This window comes from Micromonospora sp. URMC 103, assembly GCF_051386435.1.
Lineage (GTDB): Bacteria > Actinomycetota > Actinomycetes > Mycobacteriales > Micromonosporaceae > Micromonospora.
The window spans coordinates 1,496,105-1,521,804 of the sequence record NZ_JBPQTR010000005.1; the positions used below are offsets into that span (position 1 = coordinate 1,496,105).

26 protein-coding genes are annotated in these 25,700 nt (G+C 73.8%); 2 read left to right on the top strand and 24 right to left on the bottom strand.

Translation table 11 applies throughout. The features are described 5' to 3' along the window. Positions 1 to 4 precede the first annotated feature (4 nt). From ACSNOA_RS19980 to ACSNOA_RS20040, 13 genes are all read right to left on the bottom strand, one after another. Positions 5 to 802, bottom strand: coding sequence for an ABC transporter ATP-binding protein (locus ACSNOA_RS19980; protein WP_436660404.1), 798 nt, complete (start codon positions 800 to 802; stop codon positions 5 to 7). Next, complete coding sequence (locus ACSNOA_RS19985; RefSeq protein WP_436660406.1) at positions 802 to 1,545, bottom strand: ABC transporter ATP-binding protein; 744 nt, start codon at positions 1,543 to 1,545, stop codon at positions 802 to 804. Before ACSNOA_RS19985 ends, ACSNOA_RS19980 begins: the two co-directional genes overlap by 1 nt. Continuing rightward, entirely contained in the window at positions 1,542 to 2,558 is a 1,017-nt protein-coding gene (locus ACSNOA_RS19990) for a branched-chain amino acid ABC transporter permease (RefSeq protein ID WP_436660408.1), read from the bottom strand. The genes ACSNOA_RS19985 and ACSNOA_RS19990 overlap by 4 nt, the downstream gene beginning before the upstream one ends. Further along, positions 2,555 to 3,451: a branched-chain amino acid ABC transporter permease gene (locus tag ACSNOA_RS19995; RefSeq protein WP_436660410.1), complete on the bottom strand. Its 897-nt coding sequence runs from the start codon at positions 3,449 to 3,451 to the stop codon at positions 2,555 to 2,557. Before ACSNOA_RS19995 ends, ACSNOA_RS19990 begins: the two co-directional genes overlap by 4 nt. Next, the gene (locus ACSNOA_RS20000; protein ID WP_436660411.1) at positions 3,448 to 4,641 is read right to left on the bottom strand and encodes an ABC transporter substrate-binding protein; all 1,194 of its coding nucleotides are present in this window, start codon (positions 4,639 to 4,641) and stop codon (positions 3,448 to 3,450) included. Before ACSNOA_RS20000 ends, ACSNOA_RS19995 begins: the two co-directional genes overlap by 4 nt. 55 nt (positions 4,642 to 4,696) lie before the next feature. Further along, positions 4,697 to 5,101: a roadblock/LC7 domain-containing protein gene (locus ACSNOA_RS20005; protein ID WP_436660413.1), complete on the bottom strand. Its 405-nt coding sequence runs from the start codon at positions 5,099 to 5,101 to the stop codon at positions 4,697 to 4,699. Between the two features lie 18 nt (positions 5,102 to 5,119). Beyond that, positions 5,120 to 7,420, bottom strand: a complete 2,301-nt coding sequence (locus ACSNOA_RS20010; RefSeq protein ID WP_436660414.1) for a sensor histidine kinase — start codon at positions 7,418 to 7,420, stop codon at positions 5,120 to 5,122. Positions 7,421 to 7,760: 340 nt separating this feature from the next. Then, positions 7,761 to 8,231 carry a helix-turn-helix transcriptional regulator gene (locus tag ACSNOA_RS20015; RefSeq protein ID WP_436660416.1) on the bottom strand — a complete coding sequence of 157 codons (471 nt, stop codon included), beginning with the start codon at positions 8,229 to 8,231 and terminating at the stop codon, positions 7,761 to 7,763. 263 nt (positions 8,232 to 8,494) lie between these two features. Then, the gene (locus tag ACSNOA_RS20020; protein WP_436660417.1) at positions 8,495 to 9,799 is read right to left on the bottom strand and encodes a cytochrome P450; all 1,305 of its coding nucleotides are present in this window, start codon (positions 9,797 to 9,799) and stop codon (positions 8,495 to 8,497) included. Between the two features lie 483 nt (positions 9,800 to 10,282). Next, on the bottom strand, positions 10,283 to 10,987 hold the full coding sequence (locus tag ACSNOA_RS20025; RefSeq protein WP_436660419.1) for a phosphatase PAP2 family protein: 705 nt from the start codon (positions 10,985 to 10,987) through the stop codon (positions 10,283 to 10,285). Positions 10,988 to 11,107: 120 nt separating this feature from the next. Then, positions 11,108 to 11,557, bottom strand: a complete 450-nt coding sequence (locus ACSNOA_RS20030; RefSeq protein ID WP_436660421.1) for a VOC family protein — start codon at positions 11,555 to 11,557, stop codon at positions 11,108 to 11,110. A 58-nt stretch (positions 11,558 to 11,615) separates the two neighbouring features. Continuing rightward, positions 11,616 to 12,410, bottom strand: coding sequence for an SAM-dependent methyltransferase (locus ACSNOA_RS20035; protein WP_436662385.1), 795 nt, complete (start codon positions 12,408 to 12,410; stop codon positions 11,616 to 11,618). A gap of 167 nt (positions 12,411 to 12,577) precedes the next feature. Further along, on the bottom strand, positions 12,578 to 13,801 hold the full coding sequence (locus ACSNOA_RS20040; RefSeq protein ID WP_436662386.1) for a multidrug effflux MFS transporter: 1,224 nt from the start codon (positions 13,799 to 13,801) through the stop codon (positions 12,578 to 12,580). Positions 13,802 to 14,027: 226 nt separating this feature from the next. Here ACSNOA_RS20040 and ACSNOA_RS20045 point away from each other — a divergent pair, with 226 nt between their 5' ends. Beyond that, positions 14,028 to 15,464, top strand: a complete 1,437-nt coding sequence (locus tag ACSNOA_RS20045) for a hypothetical protein (protein WP_436660422.1) — start codon at positions 14,028 to 14,030, stop codon at positions 15,462 to 15,464. A 44-nt stretch (positions 15,465 to 15,508) separates the two neighbouring features. On the opposite strand, the gene ACSNOA_RS20050 is transcribed toward ACSNOA_RS20045, so the two are convergent. From ACSNOA_RS20050 to ACSNOA_RS20060, 3 genes are all read right to left on the bottom strand, one after another. Beyond that, a complete protein-coding gene (locus tag ACSNOA_RS20050; protein ID WP_436660423.1) occupies positions 15,509 to 16,420 on the bottom strand; it encodes a TIGR03619 family F420-dependent LLM class oxidoreductase in 912 nt (303 codons plus the stop codon). 68 nt (positions 16,421 to 16,488) lie between these two features. Further along, entirely contained in the window at positions 16,489 to 17,400 is a 912-nt protein-coding gene (locus tag ACSNOA_RS20055; RefSeq protein WP_436662387.1) for an ABC transporter ATP-binding protein, read from the bottom strand. Next, positions 17,379 to 18,266, bottom strand: a complete 888-nt coding sequence (locus ACSNOA_RS20060) for an ABC transporter transmembrane domain-containing protein (RefSeq protein ID WP_436660425.1) — start codon at positions 18,264 to 18,266, stop codon at positions 17,379 to 17,381. The genes ACSNOA_RS20055 and ACSNOA_RS20060 overlap by 22 nt, the downstream gene beginning before the upstream one ends. Before the next feature lie 73 nt (positions 18,267 to 18,339). On the opposite strand from ACSNOA_RS20060, the gene ACSNOA_RS20065 reads away from it, so the two are divergent. Continuing rightward, positions 18,340 to 18,912, top strand: a complete 573-nt coding sequence (locus ACSNOA_RS20065) for a TetR/AcrR family transcriptional regulator (RefSeq protein ID WP_436660427.1) — start codon at positions 18,340 to 18,342, stop codon at positions 18,910 to 18,912. Positions 18,913 to 18,939: 27 nt separating this feature from the next. On the opposite strand, the gene ACSNOA_RS20070 is transcribed toward ACSNOA_RS20065, so the two are convergent. From ACSNOA_RS20070 to ACSNOA_RS20105, 8 genes are read right to left on the bottom strand one after another with little or no spacing between them, the layout of a single operon-like run. Then, positions 18,940 to 19,281, bottom strand: a complete 342-nt coding sequence (locus ACSNOA_RS20070) for an MmcQ/YjbR family DNA-binding protein (RefSeq protein ID WP_436660429.1) — start codon at positions 19,279 to 19,281, stop codon at positions 18,940 to 18,942. A 46-nt stretch (positions 19,282 to 19,327) separates the two neighbouring features. Then, on the bottom strand, positions 19,328 to 19,873 hold the full coding sequence (locus ACSNOA_RS20075; RefSeq protein ID WP_436660430.1) for a gluconokinase: 546 nt from the start codon (positions 19,871 to 19,873) through the stop codon (positions 19,328 to 19,330). Beyond that, positions 19,863 to 21,092: a D-mannonate dehydratase ManD gene (manD, locus tag ACSNOA_RS20080; RefSeq protein WP_436660432.1), complete on the bottom strand. Its 1,230-nt coding sequence runs from the start codon at positions 21,090 to 21,092 to the stop codon at positions 19,863 to 19,865. Before manD ends, ACSNOA_RS20075 begins: the two co-directional genes overlap by 11 nt. A 37-nt stretch (positions 21,093 to 21,129) precedes the next feature. After that, the gene (locus ACSNOA_RS20085) at positions 21,130 to 22,083 is read right to left on the bottom strand and encodes a sugar kinase (protein WP_436660434.1); all 954 of its coding nucleotides are present in this window, start codon (positions 22,081 to 22,083) and stop codon (positions 21,130 to 21,132) included. Next, the gene (locus tag ACSNOA_RS20090; RefSeq protein WP_436660435.1) at positions 22,080 to 22,715 is read right to left on the bottom strand and encodes a bifunctional 4-hydroxy-2-oxoglutarate aldolase/2-dehydro-3-deoxy-phosphogluconate aldolase; all 636 of its coding nucleotides are present in this window, start codon (positions 22,713 to 22,715) and stop codon (positions 22,080 to 22,082) included. Before ACSNOA_RS20090 ends, ACSNOA_RS20085 begins: the two co-directional genes overlap by 4 nt. A gap of 5 nt (positions 22,716 to 22,720) precedes the next feature. After that, the gene (gene dgoD / locus ACSNOA_RS20095; protein ID WP_436660437.1) at positions 22,721 to 23,869 is read right to left on the bottom strand and encodes a galactonate dehydratase; all 1,149 of its coding nucleotides are present in this window, start codon (positions 23,867 to 23,869) and stop codon (positions 22,721 to 22,723) included. A gap of 7 nt (positions 23,870 to 23,876) precedes the next feature. Further along, positions 23,877 to 24,692: a carbohydrate ABC transporter permease gene (locus ACSNOA_RS20100; protein WP_436660439.1), complete on the bottom strand. Its 816-nt coding sequence runs from the start codon at positions 24,690 to 24,692 to the stop codon at positions 23,877 to 23,879. After that, complete coding sequence (locus tag ACSNOA_RS20105; RefSeq protein ID WP_436660441.1) at positions 24,689 to 25,639, bottom strand: carbohydrate ABC transporter permease; 951 nt, start codon at positions 25,637 to 25,639, stop codon at positions 24,689 to 24,691. Before ACSNOA_RS20105 ends, ACSNOA_RS20100 begins: the two co-directional genes overlap by 4 nt. Between the last annotated feature and the right edge of the window lie 61 nt (positions 25,640 to 25,700).

Sequence of the window (25,700 nt, forward strand, 5' to 3'; positions counted from 1 at the left end):
GTGGTCACCCTTCGGTGGATGGTCGTGGAACCTGCGGGGTGTCGGCCCAGAGCCCGGGCACGGGCCGGGCGTCCGGTGGCGCCGCGACGGAGGCGATGCTCAGCATCGACGCCAGCGTGGCGGGGTCGGCGCGCGCCTCGGCGGCGGGCCGGTCGTACACGAGCCGGCCGTATTCCAGCACCGCCACGCGGTCGGCGACCTCGATGGCGTGCGGGAGCTGCTGTTCGACGAGGAGCACGGTCAGCCCGGTGCCGGCCAGCTCGCTGACCAGGTGGCGGACCCGGGCCGCGAGGGCGGGAGAGAGCCCCTCGCACGGCTCGTCGAGCAGCAGCACCCGTGGCTGGCCGAGCAGCGCCCGGGCGATCGCCAGCATCTGCTGCTCGCCCCCGGAGAGCTGGTCGCCGCGGTGGCGCAGGCGCGCCGCCAGCCGGGGCAGCAGGTCCAGGACCCGGGCCACGGTCCAGCCGTCGCCGCCGGGCGTCGCGGCGCGCCACGGCGCCGCGGCCAGGACGAGGTGCTCGGCCACGGTGAGCCGGGAGAAGACCCGGTGGCCCTGGGGCACCAGACCGACGCCGGCCCGGGCGATCCGGTGCGGCTGGCGGCCGGCGACCGGCACCCCGGCGATCTCGATGTGTCCCTGGTACGGCCGGACCAGCCCGGCGATCGTGTGCACGAGCGTGCTCTTGCCCGCGCCGTTGCGGCCCACCACCGCCAGGACGCCACCCGCCGGCACCTCGAGGGACACGTCGTGCAGCACCGTCCCGCCGGCGTAACCGGCGCGGACCCGGTCCAGTCGCAGCATCAGGCCACCCCCTCGGCGTAGGCCCGGCGCACCTCGGCCGAGGCGCGGATCTCGGCCGGCGTGCCGGCGGCGAGCGTGCGCCCGTCGCGCAGCACGGTGACCGTGTCGGACAGCGCGTACACCAGGTCGAGCCGGTGCTCCACCAGCAGCACGCCGACCGCCCGGGGCAGGTCCCGGAGGAACTCGACGAGCCGGCCGACCTCGGTGGCGGAGAGCCCGGCGGCGGGCTCGTCGAGCAGCAGCAGGCGGGGGCGGCCGGCCAGCGCCATGGCGATCTCGAGCTGCCGGCGTTGGCCGTGGGCGAGCTGGCCGGCGGGCGACCCGCCGAGGTCGGCGAGCCCGAACCGGGCCAGCAGTGTGTCGGCCGTACGCCGGGCGGCGGAGCGGCCGCCACCGGGCCGCCACCGGCCCGGACGCAGCACGTGCGGCAACGCGGCGACCTGCACGTTCTCGCTCACCGTGAGCGTGGACCAGACGGCGGGGCGCTGGTGGATGCGGCCGATGCCCCGACGGGCCCGGGCGGCCGGGCCGCGCCGGGTCACCTCCCGCCCGGCGAGCCAGACCCGGCCGGCGCGGGCGCGGGTGGCGCCGGCGACCACGTCGAGCAGGGTGGTCTTGCCCGCCCCGTTGGGCCCGATGAGGGCGTGCCGTTGGCCGTGGTCGACGCGCAGGTCCACCCCGTCCAGGGCGGCCAGCGAGCCGTACCGCACGGTTATCCCCCGGGCCGAGAGCAGCGGAGTCATGCCCGCACCTCCGTCGGTGTGGGGTGGTCGCGGGATTCCGGCCGGCGGGCCGGGAGCCGCCGGGCCGGCCGGTGCCACCGGCCCAGCCGCCGGTGCGCGTCGCCGGGCAGCAGGTAGACGGTCACCACGAAGAGCGCGCCGAGCACGAGGGGCGCCTGGCCGGGAAGCACGCCGAGGAGCCAGTCCCGCGCGGCGATCACGAGCACCGCGCCGACCAGGGCGCCGCCGACCGACGCCGTGCCGCCGATCACCACGCCGAGCAGCAGCAGGGCGGAGGTCTCGAACCCGAAGTCGGCCGGCGAGACGTACTGCTGGGCCACCACGAGCAGCGATCCCGCGGCGCCCGCGAGCGCTCCCGCGGCGATGTGCGCGCCCGCGACGTGGGCGGCCACCCGGTGGCCGCTGGCCCGCAGCCGTGCCTCGTCGTCACGGCCGGCCCGCAGCACGAGGCCGAGGCGGGACCGCAGCACCAGCAGCAGGACGCCGACCGCCACCGCGACGACGATCAGCGTGTAGAGGTAGCGCGCCCGGTCGGTGGCGAGCACCGGCAGCCCCCAGAACGGTCGGGCCGGGGAGATGCCGGCGAGCCCGTCGGTGCCGCCGGTCACCGACTTCCAGCGGCCCAGGGCGGTGACGGTGAGCTCGCCGATCGCCAGGGTGATCATCAGTACGACCACCCCGCGAGCGGACACCACGAGCGGGACGGTCAGCGCCGCGAGCGCCGCCCCGGCCGCCGCCGCCACGACGAGCTGCACGACGCCCACGTCGGAGACGCTGCCGCCGACCACCGCGCAGGCGTACGCGCCGGCCGCGTACGGGGCGGTCTGCCCGAGCGTGGGCAGGCCGGCCACCCCGGTGAGCAGCGCGACGCTCACCCCGACCAGGCCGAGGGCCAGTGTGCGGCCGAGGAGCGCCACCGTGTAGTCGTCGACGAGCCAGGGCGCCACGACCAGGCCGGCGAGCACGACGATCCCCACGGTGCGGCGCAGCGGCGTCAGCAGGTCACGTCTCACGTCGTCCTCGCCGCGGCAGCCAGGCCGCGGGCGCGCAGCGCGAGCACGACGGCCATGGCGGCGAAGAGCAGGAAGGGCGCCGCCGACGGGGCCAGCGCCACGCCCAGGGTCTGGATCTCCCCCACCACGAGCGCGGCGACCAGGGTGCCGGTGAGCGAACCGAGGCCGCCGAGGACCACGACCACCAGGGACAGCAGCAGCACGGTGTCGGCCGTGGCCGGGCCGGGGCCGATGATGGGCGCGCCGAGGACACCCGCGGCGCCGGCCAGCGCGCCGGCCGCGGCGAGCACCCCGACCCGGATCCAGGTCGGGCTCACGCCGAGACAGGCGACCATCTCGGCGTCGTCGACGGCCGCGCGGACCAGCATCCCGGCCCGGGTGCGGCGCACCGTGAGGTAGAGCAGGACGGCGAGCAGCCCGGCCACCGCGATGAAGACCAGGCGGTACGCCCCGTACCGGTGACCCGCGAGCACCACCGAACCCTCCAGCGCGGCGGGCAACCGGACCGGCCGATCGTCGGGGCCGAACGCCGACACGAGGAGGCTCCCGCCGGCCAGCGCCACCCCGAAGGTGAGCAGCGCCTGGGTGAGGTGGTTGCGGGACGCGGCGCGGGTGAGCAGCCCGGCGAGCACCACCCCGGCGGCCGTGGCCGCGGCGACGCCGACCCCAAACGCGAGCGCCAGGCTCGGCCACCCGCCGTCGAGCAGGGCGGCCGCCGTGTACCCGCCGATGGCGTACAGGGTGCCGTGTGCGAGGTTGAGGATGCCGGCGACGCCGAAGCAGAAGACCAGCCCGGCCGCGGCCACGAAGACCAGCAGACCGTACGCGACGCCGTCCAGCGCCGGGATGAGGTACGGGTCGATCCGGCCCGTGCCCGCGGCCACGGCGTTCATCGGCCGACGGTCGCGAGATCACCGACGACGGTGTTGGAGAGCGCACGACCGTCCTGGCGCACCTGACGCAGGTACCACTTCTGCACGGGCGAGTGGGTCGTGGCGGAGAACTGCCAGGTGCCGCGCGGGCTCGAGATCTGGCCGAGCTTGCCGATCGCCTGGTTGATGCTCTCCGGCGTCAGGGCGTCCCCGGCGGCGCCGATGGCCCGGTCGAGCACGGCCGCGGCGTCGTACGACGCCATGGCGTACGTCGTGGGCGAGCCGTCGTGCTTGGTCTTCCAGGCCGCCACGAACTCGCGGTTCTCGGCGTTGTCGAGGTCGGGCGAGTAGTTGAGCACCGAGTAGATGTCGCGGGCCGCGTCCCCCTGCGCGTCGAGAACCCCACCCTCGGTGAGGAAGCCGGCGGCGTAGAGCGGCACGTCCCGGATCTCCGACTGGGCGTACTGCTTCACGAAGTCGACGGCGGCGCTGCCGGCGTAGAACGTGTAGACGGCGGCCGCGCCGGACGCCTTGATCCGGGCGAAGTACGGGGTGAAGTTGGTGGTGGCCGGGAACGGCGTGAACGTGGTCTTGCCGTCGGGGTTGGCGAGGGTGCCGCCGGCCTTGGCGAAGGCGTCGGTGAAGCCGCGCAGCTCGTCCCACCCGCCCTGGTAGTCCGGGCCGATCGCGTACACGGGCCCCTTCACGGTGTCGCGCACGTGCTGGGCGATCGCCGCCCCCGGCTCGTCGGAGAGGTAGGAGGTGTGCCAGACGCGGGAGACGTCCTTGAGCTCCGGTCGCCCGTTCGAGCCGACGAAGGGCACCTTGGTCTCGTTGAGCAGCGGGTAGACCGCGGCCATCGACCCGCCGCCGACGATGCCGGTGAGCGCCACGACGCGGTCCTGCTTGAGCAGCTTGGTGGCGGCCGGTACGGCGGTCGGGGCTCCGTTGCCCTCGTCGGCCACGACGAGGTCCACCTTGTGCCCGCCGAGTTTGCCGTCGTGGGTCTCCAGGTAGAGCTCGAAGCCGTCGCGCAGCTCCTTCCCGATCGCCTGGTAGGTGCCCGACAGGGAGGCCAGCAGGCCGATCTTGACAGTTCCGGGCTCACCCCCGCCGGCGCCGTCGGCGTTGCAGGCGCTGGCGGCGGCCAGGACGAGGGCGAGCAGCGCGGCCGTGCGAACACGGCGGCGCCGGGGGGTGGTGACAGACATGACTTCTCTCCAGAGGGGTGGAAGCCCGGCGCGCGGAGGGGTGCGCGCCGGGGTGTCAGCGGCTGCGGCTGAGCGCCGCGCGGGCGGCCGGCGTGAGCGCGTCGCCGATCCGGTTGGCCAGCTCGGTCATTTCGTACGAGACCTTGCCGACGTCGCACTGGGGCGAGGCGAGCACCAGCAGGGAGGCCCCGTCGTTGAACGCCATCGAGAACATAAAGCCGCCCTCGAGCTGGGTGACGTTGGAGATCACCGCGCCGGCGTCGAAGAACGCGGCGGCGCCCCGGAGCAGGCTCACGAGCCCGCTGCCGGTCGCGGCGAGCTGGTCGGCGCGGTCGGGTGGCAGGTCCCGGGTGGCGGCGACCATGAGGCCGTCGCTGGAGATGGCGATCGCGTGGCTGACCTCGGTCGCGCGTTCGGCGAAGGTGTCCAGCAGCCAGCCGAGGTCCTGATGGTCGGTCACGGGGTCTCCCTGTCGCGTTCAGTGGTTGCCGAGGTTGGTCAGGGTGGGACGGCGGGCGGCGACCCCGCGCGCGTACGCGGCCATGGCGGTGGCCACCTGGGTGGGATCGCGGTACTCGGACCGCTGCCCGGGCGCGGGGGTGGTGACCGCGCCCGGAACGAGATGCCGTTGCGGCTGGCGCTTGGGCAGTCCCGAGGTGGTGGTGCCGGTGGCCTCCGGCGCGGCCACCTGGGCGGCGGTGCGCCACGCGTCGTCCGCGGGGCTGGCCCAGCCGTTGCCGTCGTGGCCGTTCGCCTGGCCGTTGCGGAACCAGTGGTTGACCTGCTGGTAGATGACGAGTTCCTCCGTCGGCGCGTCACCGGGCGCGTACGGCGGTGGCGGCGCGCTGGTGCGCGCGGCCCGCCGGGACGGCCGGGCGGAGCTGAGCACGTACTCCTCCGGCGGCAGCGGGCGGATCATCGTGGCGGGCAGCGACGCCTCGGCGATGGTGCCGAGCCGGGGCCCGGGGCGCAGCTGCACGGTCACGCCCAGCCGGGCGGCGAGCTGCCCCACGACGACGAGGCCCATCGCCCGGACGGCGGCCACGTCGATGGCCGGTGGGCGGGCCAGCAGGTCGTTGAGCTGGTGCAGCCGCTGCGGATTGAGCCCGACGCCCTCGTCGCTGATCTGGACGATCACCCGGTCGCCGAGGCTGCGGCCGGTCACCCACGCCTCCGTGCCCGGCGGTGAGTAGACGGTGGCGTTGTCCATCAGTTCGGCGAGCAGGTGCACCACCTCGTCGACCGCGTCGGCGGCCACGGCCACGTCCCCGTCGACCATGCCGAGCCGGATCCGCGCGTAGTGCTCGATCTGGGACTGGGCGGCCTGCAGGACCCTCTGCAACGCGACGTCGTCCTGGCGTACCCGGCCGACGCCGACCCCGCCGAGCACCAGCAGGCTCGCGTTGATCCGGCCCATCCGGGTGGCGAGGTTGTCGAGCGTGTACAGCTGGTCGAGGCGCTCGGGGTCGGTCTCGTCCCGCTCCACCTTGTCGACCTGGGCCAGCACCGCGTCGACCAGCCGCTGCTCGCGCCGGCTGAGGTGGATGAAGATGTCGGCGGTGTTGGCCCGCATGACGGCCTGTTCGGCGGCGGTGCGTACGGCGGCCCGGTGCACGGCGGCGAACGCCTGGCCCAGCTCCCCGATCTCGTCGTCGCTGGAGGGCTCCAACGCGTCGGCGCTCTGCCGCCGGGCGAGGTCGTCCGGGTCCATGGTGCCGCCGTCCGGCTGCTGCAACCGGGCCACCACCTCCGGCAGCCGCTGGAACGCCACGGCGTTCGCGGCGTCGCGGAGCCGGCGCAGCCGCCGGGTGATCTGGCGGGCCACGGCCCAGGTCACCAGGGCGGTGAGGATGAGCGCCAGGACGACCGCCGTGGCCTCGGCGGCCGCCCTCCGCCGCTGCTCGGCGTGCGCGGCCCGGACGTCGTCGAGCACCGCCGCGTCGACCCGTTGCCGCAGGTCCGAGAGGCGGCCGGACCACTGCTGGGTCGCGCTGATCCAGGCGTCCACGTCGAGCCGCAGGCGGCTGCCGGACCGGGTGCGGGACACCTCGTCCTGCATCCGCTGCAGCAGCAGCGCCGTCTCGCCGCTGCCGGCCTGCTCCCACCCGACGCTCCAGTCGGGCCGGGCGAGCGCCAGGAACGACAGGCTCGACTCGGTGAAGCTGGTGCGGGCCGCGGTGATGTCCTGTTGCAGGGCGGGCGTCAGTTCTCCGGTGGCCACCGCCCGGAGCACGGCGACCTGCTGCTGACCGACCGCCTCGGCGGTCTTCGACAGCGCCGCCGACGCCCGGATGCCGTCGGCGATGCGGGCGTTGACCACGCCGAGCGTGACGCTCTCGCGCAGGGTGAGCAGATCGGCGATGGCGATGCGGTAGCTGAAGGTCATCGCGGAGACCGAGGCGTGCGCCGCGGTCCGGACCTGCGCGCGCAGCGGCGGCAGGGCGTCGAGCGTGGCGTCGATCCGGGCCAGCACCTCGCGCGTCCCGGCCGGACCCGCGGACACGCCGGCGCGCCGCGAGCGGTAGCCGGCCGTCACGGCGTCGGTGGCGGTGGTGGCGTCGGCGAACGCGTCCTGCTGCTCCGGGCCGCCCCGGCTCAGGAGGTCGGCCGCGGCGACCCGTTCGCGCTGCAGCCGGTGGGCGAGGTCGCCCGCCTCGGCGCCCAGTCGGGCCAGCTCGCCGAGCTCGCTGGCGCGGCTCGTCTGGCGGGCGCTCTCGGTGAGCGCGAGACCGGCGAACCCGATGACGGCGACCAGCGGGGCCGCCACGATGAGCCGCATCCGCGCGGCGATCCTCCACCGCCGGCGACGGGTCGGGTAGGGTCGGGCCGCGTGGGACCTTGTGCTCGACGCCAAGACTGACTCCCGCGACTCATCGACTGCGGCCTATGTGCACGTTGCCGTTTGCACGTTTCATTGCGCCGGAACGCGTGGCCTGAGACCAGACCCGGCCGTGGTACAAACTGCCCGTACCAGCATCTGTACCCAGAGTCAGCATCGCCGGCGGGCAGGCCCCTTACCGCGGCGTACCGCCGGCGCGCCGGGAGTATCCGCCGAGGTCACAGGGCGGGGCCGGGCGCCTTCGGCGGGACGGACGGGGACGGCCCGAAGGCCGGTGCGGTCAGGAGTCGCCGCCACCGGCGGATCGATCCCGACCGGGCCGGGCGAGGTTGTCCACCGGTTCCGGCGGGCCGCTGAGCACCTGGCCGATGAGCTCGCGCAACTCGTCGATGGCCGCCACCACCGCTCCCGGGTCGCGGGCGTCACGGCGCGGGGCCGGCGGGGCCACCGCGGTCTCCACGAACCGGGGACCCCGCCGGCCGTCGGCGGCCATCTGCTCGGCGGCGACCTGTGGCCACAGCGCGCCGAGGCGCCCGCCGGTGCCGAGCACCTCGTCGCACCGGACGGCGAACTCGTGGCTGCCGAAGCGCCGGCCGGACTCGACCGCGGCGACCGTCTCCCGGCTGAACCGCACCCGCTCCGCCAGCGCCCGCTGGGTCAGCCCCTGCCGTGTGCGCCAGGCCCGCAACTCGACCCGGAAGCGCTGGCTGGCACCGGTTTGCGCGGCGCTCGACGGGGATGCGCGATCCATGTGCTCACCTTCACGACGCCGGCGGTCGGGACGCGACGTCAGATCGAGGTCGGGCAATGAGACGTCATTCGCAGAGAACAATTCTTAACCCACGGACCGACAGGTGTGAAGACGTGCACCGGCCCGCAGTCCTTTGTGACGCGCCGATTGTCGCGCTGGCGAGACACTTCCCCCGGGGCGGACGGGACCGACGCGCGGCGCACCGGTGACGCGCCTCCGGGACCCGGCCGGTTGCCGGGAAATGGCAGCTCATGTGGACGGGATCAGGGCCGGAGCCCGGCCGCGGGTGATTCGGCAACGGCCGCCTCCGGCGCCGGCCGTTGGCCGGGTGGCGGTGCGGTATCGACGGTCGCCGGCAACTCACGGTGGGCGCGAAATGCAACATTCGGCTTGTATGAACGGCGGTACTCGGGTGTTACCCGGAGACCGGGAATCGCCGAGGTGAGGCGCGCGAGGGCGACGCCGGCCTCCAGTCGCGCCAATGCCGCGCCAATGCAGAAATGCGGCCCGTGACCGAACGACAGGTGATCGGCCCCGTCGGCCCGTCCCGGGTCGAAGCGGTCGGGGTCGCCGAACACGGCCGGATCCCGGTTGGCCGCGCCGATCAGCAGGAGGCACCGCTCGCCGGACGGGATCGTGACGTCGCCGAGGGCCACCGGCCGGCGGGTGACCCGCAGCCAGCCGTCGATGGCCGGCGCGACGCGCAGCGTCTCGGTCAGGAACGCGGGGATGCGCGCGGGATCCTCGACCATGGCCCGCCACCGCGCCGGGACCGACAGCGCCTGGTCGAGGGCGTGCGCCAGCAGGCCGGCGGTGGTCTCGTGCCCGGCCACCAGGAGGTTGAACACGATGCTCGCCACCTCGGTGACGGTCAGCACCCCGTCGTCGCCGTCGCGGTAGGCGAGCGCGAGACCCACGTAGTCGTCTCCGGGGCGACCGCCGTCGAGGCGGGCCTGGACGAGGTGCTGGCAGTAGTGCCAGAACTCCAGCAGGCTCTGCGCCAGCCGTACCTGCTCGGCGGGGTCCGGCCGGCCCCAGATCAACGCGATCTGCCCGTCGGCCCAGGCGCGCACCCGCCCGATGTCCCGCTCGGGAACGCCCAGCAGGTCCAGCAGGACCAGCAGCGGCAGTTCGGTGGTGAACTCCGCGACGAGGTCCACCCGTTGGCCGCTCCGGGCCACCAGCCGGGACACCAGCTCGTCCACCCGGCGGCGGACGATCGGGCCGTACCGCTGCTCGACCCGGTCCGGCGTGTTGGCGAACGTGGCACGCAGCGCGCGGCGGGTCCGGGGGTGCACCGGCGGGTCCGCCGCGGCCGTCGTGGGCGGCGCGTCGATCCGCATGATGATCTCCAACGCCTCGGGGCAGACGTCGTAGATCGGGGCGAGGGTGAGCGCGTTGCCGAACGCCGACGGGTCGGCGAGCGCCCGCCGTACGTGCGTGTGGCCGCCGATCAGCCACAGCCCGAGATCCGGATCGTGGACGACGCCGTCCGGCTCGTCCAGCAGGCGCCGCCACACGGGCGCCGGATCGGTGAGGTAGGGCTCGTCGAAGGGGTGCAACCGCATGACGCCTCCAGTTCTTCGACGCCGGACGGACACACTCGTCCGACCGGCCACCGTGCCCGGAAATCGCGCCCCGTGGGTCAGCGAAGGACTTCACGGTGCGCCAATTTCACACGCAAGTCAAGATTTGCCCTCGTCAATGGAAATGTGACCGGGAATTGCGCGTCAGGTGGATTGCGTCGACATCGACGAGTGCAAGTTGCGGCACGTTCCTTGCCCGGGGCACCCGGCAAAGGGCACGTCGAAGAGCCCATGGTGACGGCCGGCGCCTACCAAAGTAGGTTTCGGCCCGTTATACGGCGCCGGCCCTGGGCAGTCGGCAGACGCGTTGATTCCGGTCGGTGGGGGTCGCCGGAATGGGGGCCGGGCGCATGAATTCCACGCTCCGGAAAACGACGCCCGACGAACCCGGGTGACGGCGCCGGGGAAAGGATGACAAGCGTTAAGCGGACCGCACCGACGAGGTTCCGCCCGTCGCGCGTCCGCTCACCTGCGGCGGTCGAGCAGCCGGGGCAGCGGCAGCGTCCGCCACGGCACCCGCAGGAGCAGCCGCACGACGAGCAGTCCGAGCAGGTATCCGCCGACGCTGTCGGTGAGCCAGTGGTAGCCGAGGTAGGTGGTGCCGATGAAGGTCAGCACGCCCGGCACCCACATCAGCAGGCGGCGGGCGAGCACCGACAGGTAGGGCGCGAGCAGCATCGCGAGCACGCCGTAGTAGACGATGCCGTTGCTCACGTGCCCGGAGGGGTAGTACTCCTCCCAGCCGTCGCTGAACATCTCGACGGACCCGTGGTGCGGAGCGCCCCGCGAGGTCCACCGCTTGAGTCCCACGATGAGCACGGTGCTGACGATGGGCGCCAGTCCCGCCGGGATGATCGGCCGTACCGTCCGGTGCCGCCAGGCCAGCCAGAAGGAGACGCCCACGGTCACGGCGGTGAGGATGCCGCCCTGACCGAGGTGGTCGAAGAACCACATCATCGTCGACACCGGCCCCGGGCGGTGCTGGTCGCACCAGTCACGGACGACGATGTCCAGGCGCAGCAGGGGCTGCCACCAGATGAGACCGGCGGTGAGCGCCACCAGCGCGGCGAGCGACACGCCGTCGAGCCACCAACCGGCCGGCACCGGCCGCAGCACGGGCACGCCGAGCGGCCGGGGCGGGCGGCGTCGCGACGGTCTCCCCGCTGGCATGGTCCCTCTCCGCTCTGCCGCCGGGAAGCATCCGGCCCAACAGTGCGAAAATAGCCCAAAACAGGGCGAGCGGGTCGGCGAGCCGGGGATTCCGTACGCCCCGGCTCCGCCCCGAGGCGGTCAGGCCGAGGCCGCTTCCCCGACCTCGGCCAGGATCCCGGTGCCCTGGCCGAGCTCGATCAGGTAGCCGTCCGGGTCCCGCAGGTAGCACCGGATCTCGACGCCGTGGTCCTTCGGCTCGGTCAGGAACTCCCCACCCCGGGAACGCCACTGCTCGTAGACCGCCCGGACGTCGGTGACGCGGACGTTCAGCGCGCCGCTCAGGGCGTCCGGATCCGACGGGGCCTGCGCGCGTACGCCCGGCTTGTCGTCGGTGGGACCACCCTCGTCGTTGATCACGATGTAGCTGTTGTGGAACCGCAGGATGGCCGGGTGCCGTTCGCGCACCACCGTGGCGCCCAGCACCCGCCGGTAGAACTCGCGCGAGCGGTCGACGTCCCGCACGATCAGCAGGTGGGTGAGCACCATCCCGTTCTCGGGCCGGAAGTAGTCCGGAGCCTCGATCGCCATGCGCGCCTCCCCCGGGTGTCGTCCGGGCGCGGGTACCCGTCGGCGACGTCGGCACACCTCACGGTTTGCGGGCGAGACCCGCCCAGTAGTACGCGGCGTACGGGTCGTCCGGCTCGCCGTCCTCCGGCCGCCAGGCCATGACCGGGGCGATGCCCGGCTCGACCAGCTCCCATCCGTCGAAGAACCGCTCCACCTCCGCGCGGGTGCGCGGCACCAGGGTCATGTGGCCCTGTGTGGCCGCGGCGACCGCGGCGCTCATCTGCGCCGGGTTGAAGTCCTGAGTCGGGTGGGTGATCGCCAGGTAGCTGCCCGAGGGCAGGGCGTCCGCGAGCGTACGCAGCTTCCCGGCGGGATCCTCGCTGTCGCGCAGCAGCATGAGCACGGCGATGAGGGTGAGCGCCACCGGCCGGTCCAGGTCCAGCGTGCCGGTGAGGCGCTCGTCGGCGAGGATCTTCTCCGGCTCGCGCAGGTCGGCGTGGATGTACTCGCTGCGCCCCTCGTCGGTGCTGACCATCAGGGCTCGGGCGTGCGCCAGCACGATGGGGTCGTTGTCGACGTACACCACGCGGGTGTCCGGTGCGACTGCCTGGGCCACCTCGTGCAGGTTGGGCCGGGTCGGGATGCCGGTGCCGATGTCGACGAACTGCCGGATGCCGGCCTCCCCCACCAGGTAGCGGGCCACCCGGTGCACGAACCGCCGGTTCTCCCTGGCCATGGTGCGCAGGGTCGGGATCGCCTCGACGAGGGCGGCCCCCATCGCCCGGTCGACCGCGAAGTTGTCCTTGCCGCCGAGCCACCAGTCGTAGACCCGGGCGGAGTGCGGCACGGACGCGTCCACACCGGACGGTGGAATCTCCTGGCCCGCGGTGTCGGCGGCGCTGTTCGACACGATCGTCTCCCCTCGATCGTCCGTCCGGACGTGCGCAGCCTAGAGGATCCCCACCCCCGCCCGGCAGCCCCGCGATCGGTGACCGGTTCCCGGTCCGGCGTGACCGGCGCACCCTCGCCCCCGGGCGGCGGTCAGTGCACGGCCACGGCCACCGCCGGCTGCGTGACCTCGCCGAGCCGCGCCGGCCGGACGACCGCGACGAGGACGCCCAGCGCGGCCACCATGCCGCCGGCCACGACCACGGCCATCGCCACGATCCCCGTGCCGAGCACCCCCACGAGGGGCGCCGCCAGCGCGCCCACGCCGAACTGCACCGCGCCGAGCAGCGCCGCCGCCGTGCCGGCCGCCTCGCCGTGCCGGGACAGCGCCAGGGCGGGAGCGTTCGGCATGGCGAGGCCGGCCGCGGCGAGGACCACCCACAGCGACGCCAGGACGGCCGGCAGCCCGCCGAAGCCGCTGGCCGCGATGGCGAGCAGCGCGAGGCCGGCGACCGTGCCCACGGCCAGGGCCGTGACCAGGATCCGCTGTGGCGGGTAGCGGCGCAGCAGCCGCACGTTGAGCTGGGTCGCCGCGATGAGGCCGACGGCGCCCGCACCGAACGCCAGCCCGAACTCCTGCTCGTCCAGGCCGTACTGCTCCTGGAAGACGAACGACGAGCCGGCCACGTACGCGAACAGCGCCGCCATGGCGAGGCCCGTCACCAGGACGAGACCGACGAAGGTGCGGTCGCGCAGCAGCGACCCGTACACCCGTGCCGTGGCCGCGACCCCGCCGCGCCGGCGTGCCGCGGGCGGAAGGGTCTCCCGCAGCCCGACCGCCGCGACGGTGAGCAGCAGCACGCCGAACGCGGCGAGGGCCACGAACACGCCCCGCCAGTCCGACCAGCGCAGCAGTCCGCTGCCCAGCGTCGGGGCCAGGATCGGCGCCACACCCATGACCAGCATGAGGCGCGAGAACAGCCGCGCGAAGGCGGCGCCGTCGAACAGGTCGCGCACGACGGCCATCGCCACCACCGACGCGGCCGCCACGCCCAGGCCCTGCAGCAGCCGCAGCGCGCCGACGACCTCGATGCTGGGCGCCACGACGCACAGCACCGACGCGACGACGTGCAGCCCGATGCCCGCGAGCAGGGGCGTGCGCCGGCCCACCGCGTCGGAGAGCGGGCCGACCAGCAACTGGCCGAAGGCGAGCCCCGCCAGCGTGCCCGTGAGCGTCAACTGGACGGCCGCGGACGTCGTGTCGAGGTCCGCGGCGATGTCCGGGAGCGCGGGCAGGTACATGTCGATGGTGAGCGGTCCGATGGCGATCAGCGAACCGAGCACCAGGACGAGACGCAGCCGCTGGCCGGCGCCCATGAGGTCGCCGGAAGTCGGGGCAGGGTCCGGCGGGCGTACGGGGGCGGTCACGCACCCGCCCCCGGGTGCGCGCGACGGACCGGGGCCGGTATCCACGTAGTGATCACACCTGCCACCAAATCGCCGGCGGCGCGTGGCATTCCCCGGGAGAGCGAAGGTAAGCCAGCTCACAGGCCGCCGGGCGCGCGGACGCGCGCCCGGTGACGGGCGCTGGCAGGATGGTCGGGTGGATCTCGACTCCGGTGCCGGGCTGCTGCACCGCCTCACGTCGTACGCCCCGGCCCGCGAGTGGGACGTGCCCGTGGACGACCCGCGCGTCCGCCACGACCTCGTCCCGAACGACCCCGCCACGCTGCCGCCGCCGCTGAAGGCCTACCCGGACGGGCTGCCCGTCGTCGAGCTGCCCCGCGACCTGCCCGAGCCCGGCGTCCCCGCCACGACCGTCCTCGCGGGCGTCGCCGGCCCGGCGCGGCCCCTCGACGCCGCGCAGCTCGGCCGGGTGCTCTTCCTCGGCGCCGGGGTGGTGCGCACCGCCGTCCGCAACGGCCGGCCGGTCCTCTACCGCGCCGCCGGGTCGGCCGGGGCCCGCTTCCCGCTGGAGGTCTACGCGAGCACCCGCGGCGTCACGGGGGTGCCCGACGGGGTGTACTGGTACGACCCCGTCCGGCACGCGCTGGTCCGGCTCGCTCCGGCCGCCGCCGGCGCGGCCACCACGCTCGTCGTGACGGGCGTGCCGTGGCGGACCGGGTGGCGCTACGCCGAACGCGGCTGGCGGCACCTCTACTGGGACGCCGGCACGCTGCTGTCCCAGCTCAGCGCGGCGGCGGCCAGCGCCGGCATCCCGCCGAGGCTGCGGACGCTCTTCCCGGACGCCACGGTGCGGCGGCTCGTCGGCGCCGACGGGGTGCACGAGTACCCCCTCGCCCTGCTCACGCTGGGCGACGGCGAGCCGGCGATCGAACCGGACGCGCCGGCCGCGCCGGGCACCCTGCCGCCGGTCGAGCTGCCGCTCTGCACGGCCGCGCAGCGGGCCGGCGAACGGGACGTCCTCGGGGAGCCCTGGCCCGACGCGCCCGCCCTGCCGGACGCCCCGGTGTCCGACCCGCTCGACGAGGTCGTCCGCCGGCGCGGGTCGCAGCGCCGCATGGACCGGACCCGGACGCTTCCGCGTGACCTCCTGGAGTGGCCCCTGGCCGCCGCCCTGCGTGGCGTGGCCGTGCCGCACTGGGTCGTCGTGCACGGCGTCGACGGGGTGACGCCCGGGGTCTACCGCTGGCCCGACCTGACCCGGCCGGCCCGGGCCGCGGAGCTACGCGACGAGCTGCTGCGTATCTGCCTCGACCAGGCGCTCGCCGCCGACGCGGCGTACGTCGTCGTCGCGGCCACGCCGGCGTCCACGCTCGACGACCGCACCTACCGGGACGCCCAGCTCACGGCCGGGCTGGTCGAGGGACGGCTGCACCTCGCGGCGTACGCGCTGGGCGCGAGCGCCTCCGGGATGACCTTCCTGGACTCGGAGGTCCCGGGCCTGCTCGGCGCGTCGGACGACCTCGCGGCGCTGCTGTTCACCTGCGTGGGCGTCCCCGACTACACGTCGCGCCCCGGTGGCCGGCCCGGCGCTCCCGTCGAGGTCCGTCCGGTCGTCCCCCGCATCGGCGCCTGACGAGGCGGGCCGGCGGTGGCGGACCGACGCCGGCCGGGGCCGTGTCAGCGGGTCGGCGCGAGCGCGTCGAGCACCTCGTCGGCGCGTCGCCGCGACGCCTGCGCGTCCGCGCGGGGCGAGCCGATCTCCGGATCGAAGTTGAGGTCGACGAAGAGTTCGGTGATGCCGGCCTCGGCGAGCCGCCCGAGGTCGGCCCGGATCTGGTCGAGGGGCCCGGTGAGGGGCTCCCGGTCGGCGCCGCCCTCGGACCGCACCCGGACGGCGCCCCGGCAGACGAACCGGAGGGCGTCGGGGTCGCGGCCCGCCTTCCGCGCGGCGTCCCGCACGGCAGCGACGGAACTGCCGATGCCGGTCAGGTCGGTCTGGCTGCCGCTGATCCAGCCGTCGGCGAGCCGGCCGGCCCGGCGCAGCGCCTCGGGCGCCTGCCCGCCGAGCAGGATCGGTGGGTGTGGCCGCTGCACCGGCTTCGGGTCCATCCGGGTCGGCGGCACCCGGTAGAACTCGCCGCGGTGCTCGGTCACGTCGTCCTGCCACAGGCTGCGCAGGACGGTGAGGAACTCCGCGGCCCGCCGGCCGCGACCCTGCCGGCTGGCGCCGGTGGCCTCGTACTCCTCGGCCGACCAGCCCAGCCCCAACCCCACGTCGAGGCGCCCGTCGGTGAGGATGTCGAGCGTCGCCGTCTGCTTGGCGAGCAGCACCGGCGAGACGAACGGCATGTTGAGCACCGCCACGCCGAGCCGGATCCGCGTGGTGTGTGCGGCGAGGAAGGCCAGCGTGGTGAGCGGGTCCTGGACGCTGTGGTACGTCTCGCTCCAGCCGAGGTCGGCGGGGACGAGCAGGCGCTGGAACGTCCACAGCGAGTGGTAGCCGAGCTGCTCGGCGCGGCGGGCGATGTGGACCATGTGCTCCGGCGTCGCCCACGAGCCGGAGACGGGCACGGCGAATCCGATCTCCACGCCGGCACCGTACCGGTTTCCGGCGTCACCCGCCGGTACGACGACGACCGCTCCTGGCCATCGTCCCGCTACACGGTGGCCACCGACGCCACGTCCCGGTCCGCGGCGATGCGCAACGCCTCGACGAGCCGGCGGTAGAGGTCGTCGGCGGCGAGCAGCTCGCGGTGGGTGCCCTGCGCCCTGATCCGGCCGCCGTCGAGGACGACGATCCGGTCCGCGTCGAGCACGGTGGAGAGCCGGTGGGCGATGGTGACCACGGCGCCCACGGCGGCGCGCTGCCGGATGCACTCGTGCAGGGCCGCCTCGGTGAGGCCGTCGAGCTGGGCGGTCGCCTCGTCCAGCAGGAGGACCTCGGGCGTCCGCAGCATGGCCCGGGCGAGCGCGATGCGTTGCCGCTGGCCCCCGGACACCTCGGTGGACGAGAGCGGTGTGTCGAGCCCGTCCGGCAACGAGTCGACCTTTTCGTCGAGCTGGACGGCCGTCAGGACCTCCCGGAGTTCCGCCTCGGTGGCGTCCGGGTGCGCGAACCGCAGGTTGTCGCGGATCGTGCCGGGCACCACCGGGGTCTCCTGCTCGACGTACGCCAGCCGGGCGCGCACCTGCTCGTGGCTCCAGGCGCGGTAGGGACGACCGTCGAGCAGCAGCTCGCCGTGCTCCGGCTCGAGGAACCGCAGGATGAGCGAGAAGAGGGTGGTCTTGCCGGCCCCGGACGGCCCGACGACGGCGGTGTGGCCCCGGCGGGGGATGTCCAGGTCGATGCCGCGCACCGCGGGCGGCTCGTCCGGGCCGTACCGGGCGGTGACGCCCCGGAACGCGAGGACCGGGGCGGGTCGTGTCTCTCGCGCGGGGTCCTCTCTCGGTGCCACCGTGGGGGCGGACGGCTCGACGCCGATGGCCTCGACCTCGCGGATGCGGCCGGCCGCGGCCACGCCCGCCTGCAGCGCGGTGACGTTCTGGGTCAGCTCGGTGATCGGGCCCATGAGCTGGAAGGTGTAGAGCAGGAAGGCGATGAGGCTGGAGATCTCCAGCAGATCCCGCTGGGCTCGCCACGCGCCGATGCCGAGGATGGCGATGACGGCGAGCTGGATCCCCGTCCACGCGACCGTCCAGACGGAGGCGCTGATCCGCGCCGCCCGTACGCTGTGCGCCGCGACGTCCCGCGCGTCGGCCACGACCCGTTCGCCAGCCGCGCCTCCGCGCGGCTGGCCTTGACGGTCCGGATGGCGCGCAGCGCTCCTTCCAGCGTGCCGCCGAGACGCCCCACCGACTCCTGGGCGGCCGTGGTGGCCTTGCCGATGGCGGGCAGGAGCGCCCCCATGACCGCCGCGACGACGACGACCGCCGCGATGGTGCAGCCGAGCAGGAACAGATCCAGCAGTCCCATGAGCACGAGCGTGCCGACCAGGGCGATGGCGCTGTTGACGAGGCCGACGATGCTGCTCGACGCCTGGTGCAGCAGCGCGGGGTCGGAGGTGACCCGGGTGACGAGCTCACCCGTCGGACGGCGTTGCAGCTCGCCGAGGCGGGCCCGGAGGTAGCGGCCGACGATGGCGGTGCGGGCGTCCAGCACGATGTGCTCGGCCAGGGCGCCGAGCAGCCGCCACTGCCACAGGGTGATGGCGGCGCCGACGAGGACGAGGGCCAGGAGCACACCGATGGGGCGGGTCATCGACGCCCCGGCGCCGAGGCTGTCGAGGACCCACTTGGTCACCATCGGGGTCGCCAGCCCGGCGGCGTTGGCCGCGAGGCCCAGCACTAGGCCGAGGAGCAGCGTCGCCCGGTGCGGGGCCACGAACGACAGGAGCAGGCGTAAGCGGGGCAGGGCGTGCGCGATGGATGGTGGCATTCCCTTATTGGAACACTCGTGTTCCGTTTCAGGCAATGACTTCACCGAAGTAGCCCGTTGCTATCCTCGTCCGGTGACCGAGGCACAGGTGTCCGGCAGCCGGGCCCGCACCCGGCAGGCCATCGTCGAGGCGGCGATCGACCTGCTCGGGCGCAATCCCGCCGCGTCGCTCGCGGACATCGCCGTCGCCGCCGAGGTGGGCCGCACCACTCTGCACCGCTACTTCGCCGACCGCGCCGACCTGCTGCGCGCCGTGAGCGCCGAGGCGTCCGCCCGGCTGACGCGGGCCACGACCCAGGCGCGGATGGTCGAGGGCACCGGAGCCTCCGCCGTACGCCGGCTGTGTCAGGAGTACTTCGACCTCGGCGCCGTGCTGTCGGTCCTGTTCAACGAGTCGTTGCTGTCGGCCGAGGGCGGTTGGAGCGGATCGGGCGGGTGCGATCCGGCGTTCGCCGCCATGGTCGAGCGCGGCCACCGGGACGGCACCATCGACCCGGACCTGCCGGTCGACTGGGTGCAGAGCCTCATCTGGTCCCAGCTCTACGCCGGGTGGTCGTACCAGACGGAGACGGGCGCGTCGCGGCACGAGGTGCTGCGACTGATCCTGCGTACGGTCGACGGCGCGATCGCGCCGCGCCCGGCCTGACGGCACACCCGTCGGGTCGGCGGCGTTTCAGTCGCCGAGCCGCTGCCGGGCGAGGAACTTCGGCACGCACATCCGCCACGCCTCGGTCACCAGCTCGGTCATGTGCGCGTGGTCGAGGCGGGCCGTGTGGCAGCAGACCCAGTGGAACCGCAGGTCGGACGGGCGGGGCAGGAAGAACAGGTCCGGCTCGCTGGCGATGAGCGCGTCCCGCTCCTCCTTCGGAAAGCCGAAGCCCATCGTCGCCTCGTCGCGGCTGAACGCCACGTAGACGATCGACCCGACCCGGAACTTCACCCGGTCACGGATCAGGTGCTCGCTGCTGCGCGGCAGCGTGCGGGCCAGGGCCCGGACGTCGGCGACGGTCACCATACGGGAACCGTAGCGACCGTCACCGACACTTCCGGCCGGACCGGGGTCAGCCGTCCCCCACGCGGCTCGCGGCGGGCAGGCCCAGGCCCTCCACCGCCCGCGCCACCAGTTCGCCCGGGTCGAGCGCCACGTCGAGCACCAGCACGGACTCGTCCGGCTGCGGCGGTTCGAGGGTGGCGAGCTGCGACTCGAGCAGGCTGGCCGGCATGAAGTGACCGGTGCGGCGGGACATCCGCTCCCGGATGACCTCGGCCGACCCGTCCAGGTGCACGAAGTCCACCGAGGGCGGTCCCTGGCGCAGCACGTCCCGGTACGAGCGCCGCAGCGCCGAGCAGGCCAGCACCGTCGACCGGCCCTCGGCACCGCGCGCGGCCATCCACCCGGCCAACTCCCGCAGCCAGGGCCACCGGGCCGCGTCGTCGAGCGGTACGCCGGCGCGCATGCGCGCCACGTTCTCCGGCGTGTGGAACTCGTCCGCCTCGGCGAGGAGCAGCCCGGTGGCCTCGCTGATCCCCCGCGCCACCGTGCTCTTGCCCGCGCCGGAGACCCCCATCACGACGACGTGCCGGGTGGAGCGGAGCTCACCAGTCATGGACCGTCCCGTCCGCGAGGCGGTTGAACGGCAGGTAGGCCGGCACGTACGGGAACGACGCGGCGGCGGCCTCGTCGAGTTCGACGCCGAGGCCCGGCTGCTCGCCGGGGTGCAGGTAGCCGTCGGCGAACGTGAACGACTGCCGGAACACCTCGTCGGTGAGCGGACCGTGCTTCATGTACTCCTGGATGCCGAAGTTGTGGATCGCGAGGTCCAGGTGCAGCGCGGCGGCCATGCCGACCGGCGAGATGTCGGTGGGCCCGTGGATGCCGGACTTGATCTGGTACTGGGCGGCGAAGTCGAGCAGCTTGCGCATGGCCGTGATGCCGCCCGTGTGGGTCACCGCGGACCGGACGTAGTCGATGAGCTGCTCGCGGATCAGGGTCTGGTAGTCCCAGACCGTGTTGAAGACCTCGCCGATGGCCAGCGGGGTGGTGGTGTGCTGGCGGACCAGGCGCAGCGCCTCCTGGTTCTCCGCCGGGGTGCAGTCCTCCAGCCAGAACAGGTCGTACGGTTCGAGCGCCTTGCCGAGCTTCGCGGCCTGGATGGGTGTCATCCGGTGGTGCCCGTCGTGCAGCAGCGGCAGTTCGGGCCCGAACTCGCTGCGCACCGCCTCGAAGACGGCGGGCAGGTGGCGCAGGTAGGCCCGGGTGTCCCAGTCCTCCTCGGCGGGCAGCGGGGTGCGCTGCGCCGGCTCGTAGTCGTACCGCCTGCCGTCGACGCTGGGCTGGGTGGCGACGCCGTAGACGGCGTTGATGCCGGGCACGGAGGTCTGCACGCGGATCGACCGGAAGCCCTCGTCGAGGTGCCGGCGGATCGAGTCGAACAGCTCCGGCAGGTCGCGGCCGGACGCGTGGCCGTACGCCATGATGCCGGTGCGCGACGCGCCGCCCAGCAGTTGGTAGAGCGGCATCCCGGCGGCCTTGGCCTTGATGTCCCACAGCGCCACGTCCACGGCGGCGATGGCCGCCATGGTGACGGGCCCCCGCCGCCAGTACGCCGAGCGGTAGAGGAACTGCCAGGTGTCCTCGATCCGGTGCGGGTCCCGGCCGATGAGCAGCGGGACGATGTGGTCGCGCAGGTACGACGCGACGGCCAGTTCCCGACCGTTCAGGGTGCCGTCTCCCAGGCCGGTGAGCCCGTCGTCGGTGGTGATCTTCAGGGTGACGAAGTTCCGGTCCGGGCTGGTGACGATGACGTCGGCGGCGGCGATCTTCACGAGAGGTGTGTGCCTTTCTAACAATCCGGTGCGGCGGCTAGCGCAGGACGCTGCCCGCCTCGTGACCGTCGAGAAGGGAGAGTTCGGCGCGGCGCGGCAGCCCTTCGCAGTCGCCGCGGGTGGAGACGGCGAAGGCACCGAGGGTGGCGGCGCGGCGCAGGCGCGCCGCGAGGTCCAGCCCGTCGAACCAGGCCGACAGGTAGCCCGCGGTGAACGCGTCGCCGGCCCCGACGGTGTCGACGGCGGTCACCGTCACCGCGCCGGCGTGCGCGACCCCGTCGGCGGTGTGCGCCCGGGCGCCGTCCGCGCCGAGCTTCACGAGCACGGTCTCCACACCGCGCCCGAGCAGGTCGGCCGCCACGGTGGCCTCGTCGGCGCCCGGGTCGCCCACGAGGTCCAGCTCGTCGGCGGACGCGATGACGGTCGAGGCGTACGCCGCAAGCGGGGTGAGCGCCGCGCGGGCGGCGTCCCGGCTCCAGAGCCGGGCGCGGTAGTTGACGTCGAGGCAGACGGGGATCCCGGCCGCGGCGGCCGTCTCGGCCGCCCACCGGGTGGCCTCCCGCGCCGTGTCCGACAGGGCCGGGGTGATGCCGGTCAGGTGCAGCATCCGCGCGCCGGCGGCCAGCGGCTCCTTGAGGTCGTCGACGCGCAGCGCCGACCCGGCCGACCCGGCCCGGTAGTACTGCACCCGCGTGAGGTCGGCGCTGCGCTGCTCGAGGAACATGAGGCCGGTCTGCCGGTCGGCGTCCCGGGTCACCCCGTCGACGCCGACGCCCTCGGCGCGCAGTTGGCGCAGCACGTACTCGCCGAACTCGTCGGTGCTCACCCGGCTGACCCAGGCGGCCCGGTGGCCCAGCCGGGCCACCCCCACGGCCACGTTGGACTCGGCGCCGGCCAGGTGCATGCTCAGCGTCCCGCCGCCGGCGAGCGGACCGGCGGAGCGCAGCGACACCATCGCCTCGCCGAAGGTGAGCAGGTCCGGTGCGCTCACGCGAGCCGCCCCGACACGGCCGTCAGGTAGGTGCGCGCCCGCTGCCGCAGGGCGTCCACGTCTCCGCCGGACGCGGCGTCGCCCACCAGCGGTCCGCCGACGCCCACGGCGATCGCGCCCGCGGCCAGGTAGCCGGGCACGTCGTCCAGGCCGACGCCGCCGACGGCCACGAACGGGATGTTCGGGAACGGGTCGCGCACCGCCTTGAGGTAGCCGGGGCCGCCCACCGACGCCGGGAACAGCTTGACCACGGAGGCGCCCATCCGCATCGCGGTGTACGCCTCGGTCGGAGTGAACGCTCCGGCGGCGACGGGCAGGCCGACGCGGGCGGCCTCGGCGATCGACTCGACGACGGCGGGCGTCACCACGAACTGCGCTCCCGCGGCGGCCACGTCCGCGACGTCGGCGGCGGTGAGCACGGTGCCGGCGCCGACCAGGGAGCCGGCGGGCGCCACCTCGCGCAGCGCGGCGATCGCCTTCGGGGCGTCGGGCGTGGTGAGGGCCACCTCGACGACGCGGACGCCCTCCTCCAGCAGGGCCGCGCCGGCGGCGATCGCGCCGGCGGTGGAGGTGCCGCGAATGACCGCGAGGATGCGGGCGTCGGTGAGTTCGGATACGAGGTCGAGGGTCATGTGTTTCACCATTCCGCGTAGGAGCCGTCGAGGTGTCGCCAGGTCGGGCTGCGCCAGGCGTGCCCGCGCTTGTCCGCCGTGCGTACGGCGTGTTCGTCGATCTCGATGCCGAGGCCCGGCGCCGTGAGCCGTTCCACGTAGCCGTCCACGAAGGTGAGCGGCGTCTTGTCGAGGCAGTAGTCGAGCACCTCAGCGCCGAGGTTGTAGTGGATGCCGATGCTCTGTTCCTGGATCAGGTAGTTGGGGGTGGCGAAGCCGACCTGGAGGCAGGCCGCCAGGGCGATCGGTCCGAGCGGGCAGTGCGGGGCGAGCTGCGCGTCGTACACCTCCGCAAGGGCGGCGATCTTGCGCACCTCGGTGATGCCGCCGGCGTGGGAGAGGTCCGGCTGGGCGATCGCGATGCCGGCCTGCAGCACCGGCAGGAACTCCTGCCGGTTGTAGAGCCGCTCCCCCGTGGACACCGGTGTGGTGGTCGAGCGGACGAACTCCCCGATGAGGTGGGAGTTCTCGGGGACCACCGGCTCCTCGAGGAAGAACGGCCGGAAGGGTTCGAGCAGCGGGGCGACGCGGCGGGCGTTGGCGAGGGTGAACCGCCCGTGGAAGTCGACTGCCACGTCCCGCTCGTCGCCGAGCACCTCACGCGCGGCGGCCACCCGCCGCACCACCGCGTCGAGTTCGGCGACCGAGGCCACCGCGCTCATCCGCCCGGACGCGTTCATCTTCACCGCGGTGAGGCCCGTCTCGACGGCGGCGGCGATGTGGTCGCGGACCTCGGCGGGCTCGTCGCCGCCCACCCAGCCGTAGACCCGGATCCGGTCCCGGACCGGGCCGCCCAGCAGCTGGTGTACGGGTGCGCCGAAGTGCTTGCCCGCGATGTCCCACAGGGCCTGGTCGAGGCCGGCCACCGCGCTGGCCAGGATCGGGCCACCCCGGTAGAACGCGCCCTTGGTCAGCACCTGCCAGTGGTCCTCGATGCGCAGTGCGTCCCGACCGACGAGCAGCTCGCCGAGCTGCTCGACGGCGGTGCGCACGGTCTCCGACCGGCCCTCGCAGGTCGCCTCGCCCCAGCCGACCAGGCCGGAGGTGGTCTCGACGCGGACGAACAGCCATCGGGGCGCCACGAGGAAGGTCTCCACCCGTGCGATCGTGGTCATGGCGTCCTCAACCCTTCGTGGCGCCGGCGGTGAGGCCGGAGACGACGTACTTCTGCACGAACAGGGCGATCACCATGATCGGCAGGGTGACCACGGTGGCCGCGGCCATGAGGCCACCCCAGTCGATGCTCGCGTACCCGACGAAGTCGAAGATCGCCACGGGGAGCGTCTTGGTGTCGGCGTCGGAGAGCACCAGGGCGAACATGAAGTTGTTCCACGAGAAGATGAAGGAGAGGATCCCGGCGGTGGCGATGCCGGGCAGCGACAGCGGCAGCGAGATGCGCCGGAACGCGCCGATGTGGGTCAGCCCGTCGACGAGCGCCGCCTCCTCGAGTTCGGTGGGCAGGCCGTCGAAGTAGCCCATCATGATGTAGACGATCAGCGGCAGCGACACGAACATGTGGCTCAGGATGAGCACCGTGTACCCGCCGACCATCTGCAGGTTCGAGAAGACGTAGTACCACGGCACCAGCAGCGAGACGCCGGGGATCACCCGGGCCATGAGCACCACGACCGCCGACCGCCGCATGGTGAAGCGGCTCATCGAGTACGCGGCGGGCACGCCCAGGATCAGCGACAGCACGGTGGCCGCGAACGCCACCCAGAGACTGTTGCCGATGAACTCGACGTAGTTCGCCCGCTGGAGGACGTTGGCGTAGTTGTCCAGGGTAGGCGAGAAGGCGAACGCCTTGCCGCTGTCGTAGATGTCGACGTTCGTCTTGAACGACGCCGCGATCATCCAGAGCAGCGGCGCGAGCAGCGCGAGCACGACGACGGCGAGGGCCAGCGCCCGGAAGATCTGGTACGGCCGGCTCGGTCTCATCGCTCCAGCCCCTTCTTGCGGTAGGTCAGGGCCCACATCACCCCGATGATGATCAGGAAGAAGATGATGAGGACCGTCGACGAGACGCCGTAGTCGTTGTAGTCGAAGCTGAGCCCGTACGCGTACACGTTGAGCGTCTCCACCTCGTGGAACGACCCGCCGCCGCGGCCCTTGGTGGCGTAGAGGATGTCGAAGGTCTTCAGCGCGTCGATGCCGCGCAGCAGGATCGCGACGATCACGGTGGGCATGAGCAGCGGCAGGGTGACGTGGCGGAACCGCTGCCAGGTGCTGGCGCCGTCGATGAGGGCCGCCTCCTGCGGCTCGTCGGACAGCGACGTGAGCCCGGCGAGCAGGATGAGGACGACCATCGGCGTCCACTGCCAGATGTCGATGAACATCGTGGTGGGCAGCGCCGAGTGCTGGCCGGACAGCCAGGGTTGGGGGCCGATGCCGACCCAGCCCAGCACCTGGTTCGCCATCCCGATGTTCGGGTCGAAGATCAGGCGCCACATCATGCCGACGGCGACCGGGGTGGCCACGAGCGGCAGGAGGATCGCGACGCGGACCCAGCGCTCGCCGCGGAACGGCCGCCACAGGAGCAGGGCGACCGCCATGCCGAGGACGACCTCGAAGAGCAGCACGACGCCGGTGAACGCCACCGTACGCAGGACGGCCGGCCAGAACCGGTCGGTGTCGGCGAGCACGTCGAGGTAGTTCTGGAAGCCGATGAACTCGCTCTCGGCGCGCACCGACCCCTCGGCGTCGGTGAGGCTGAGGTAGCCGGTCCAGGCCACCGGAAAGATGATCAGCACGGCGACGAACACCATGGCGGGCGCCGCGAAGAGCCACTTGCGGTGCGCGTTGGCCCAGCGCGACCAGGCCGACCCGTCGGTGAGCGCCGGCCGGGCTTCGGGTGATCTGGTGGCGGGGGTGGTGACGGTGGACATGGGGACTCCGGGTTCGCAGGGCGAGGGTCGCGGGCGGTGACGGGGCCGTCGGCCCGCCACC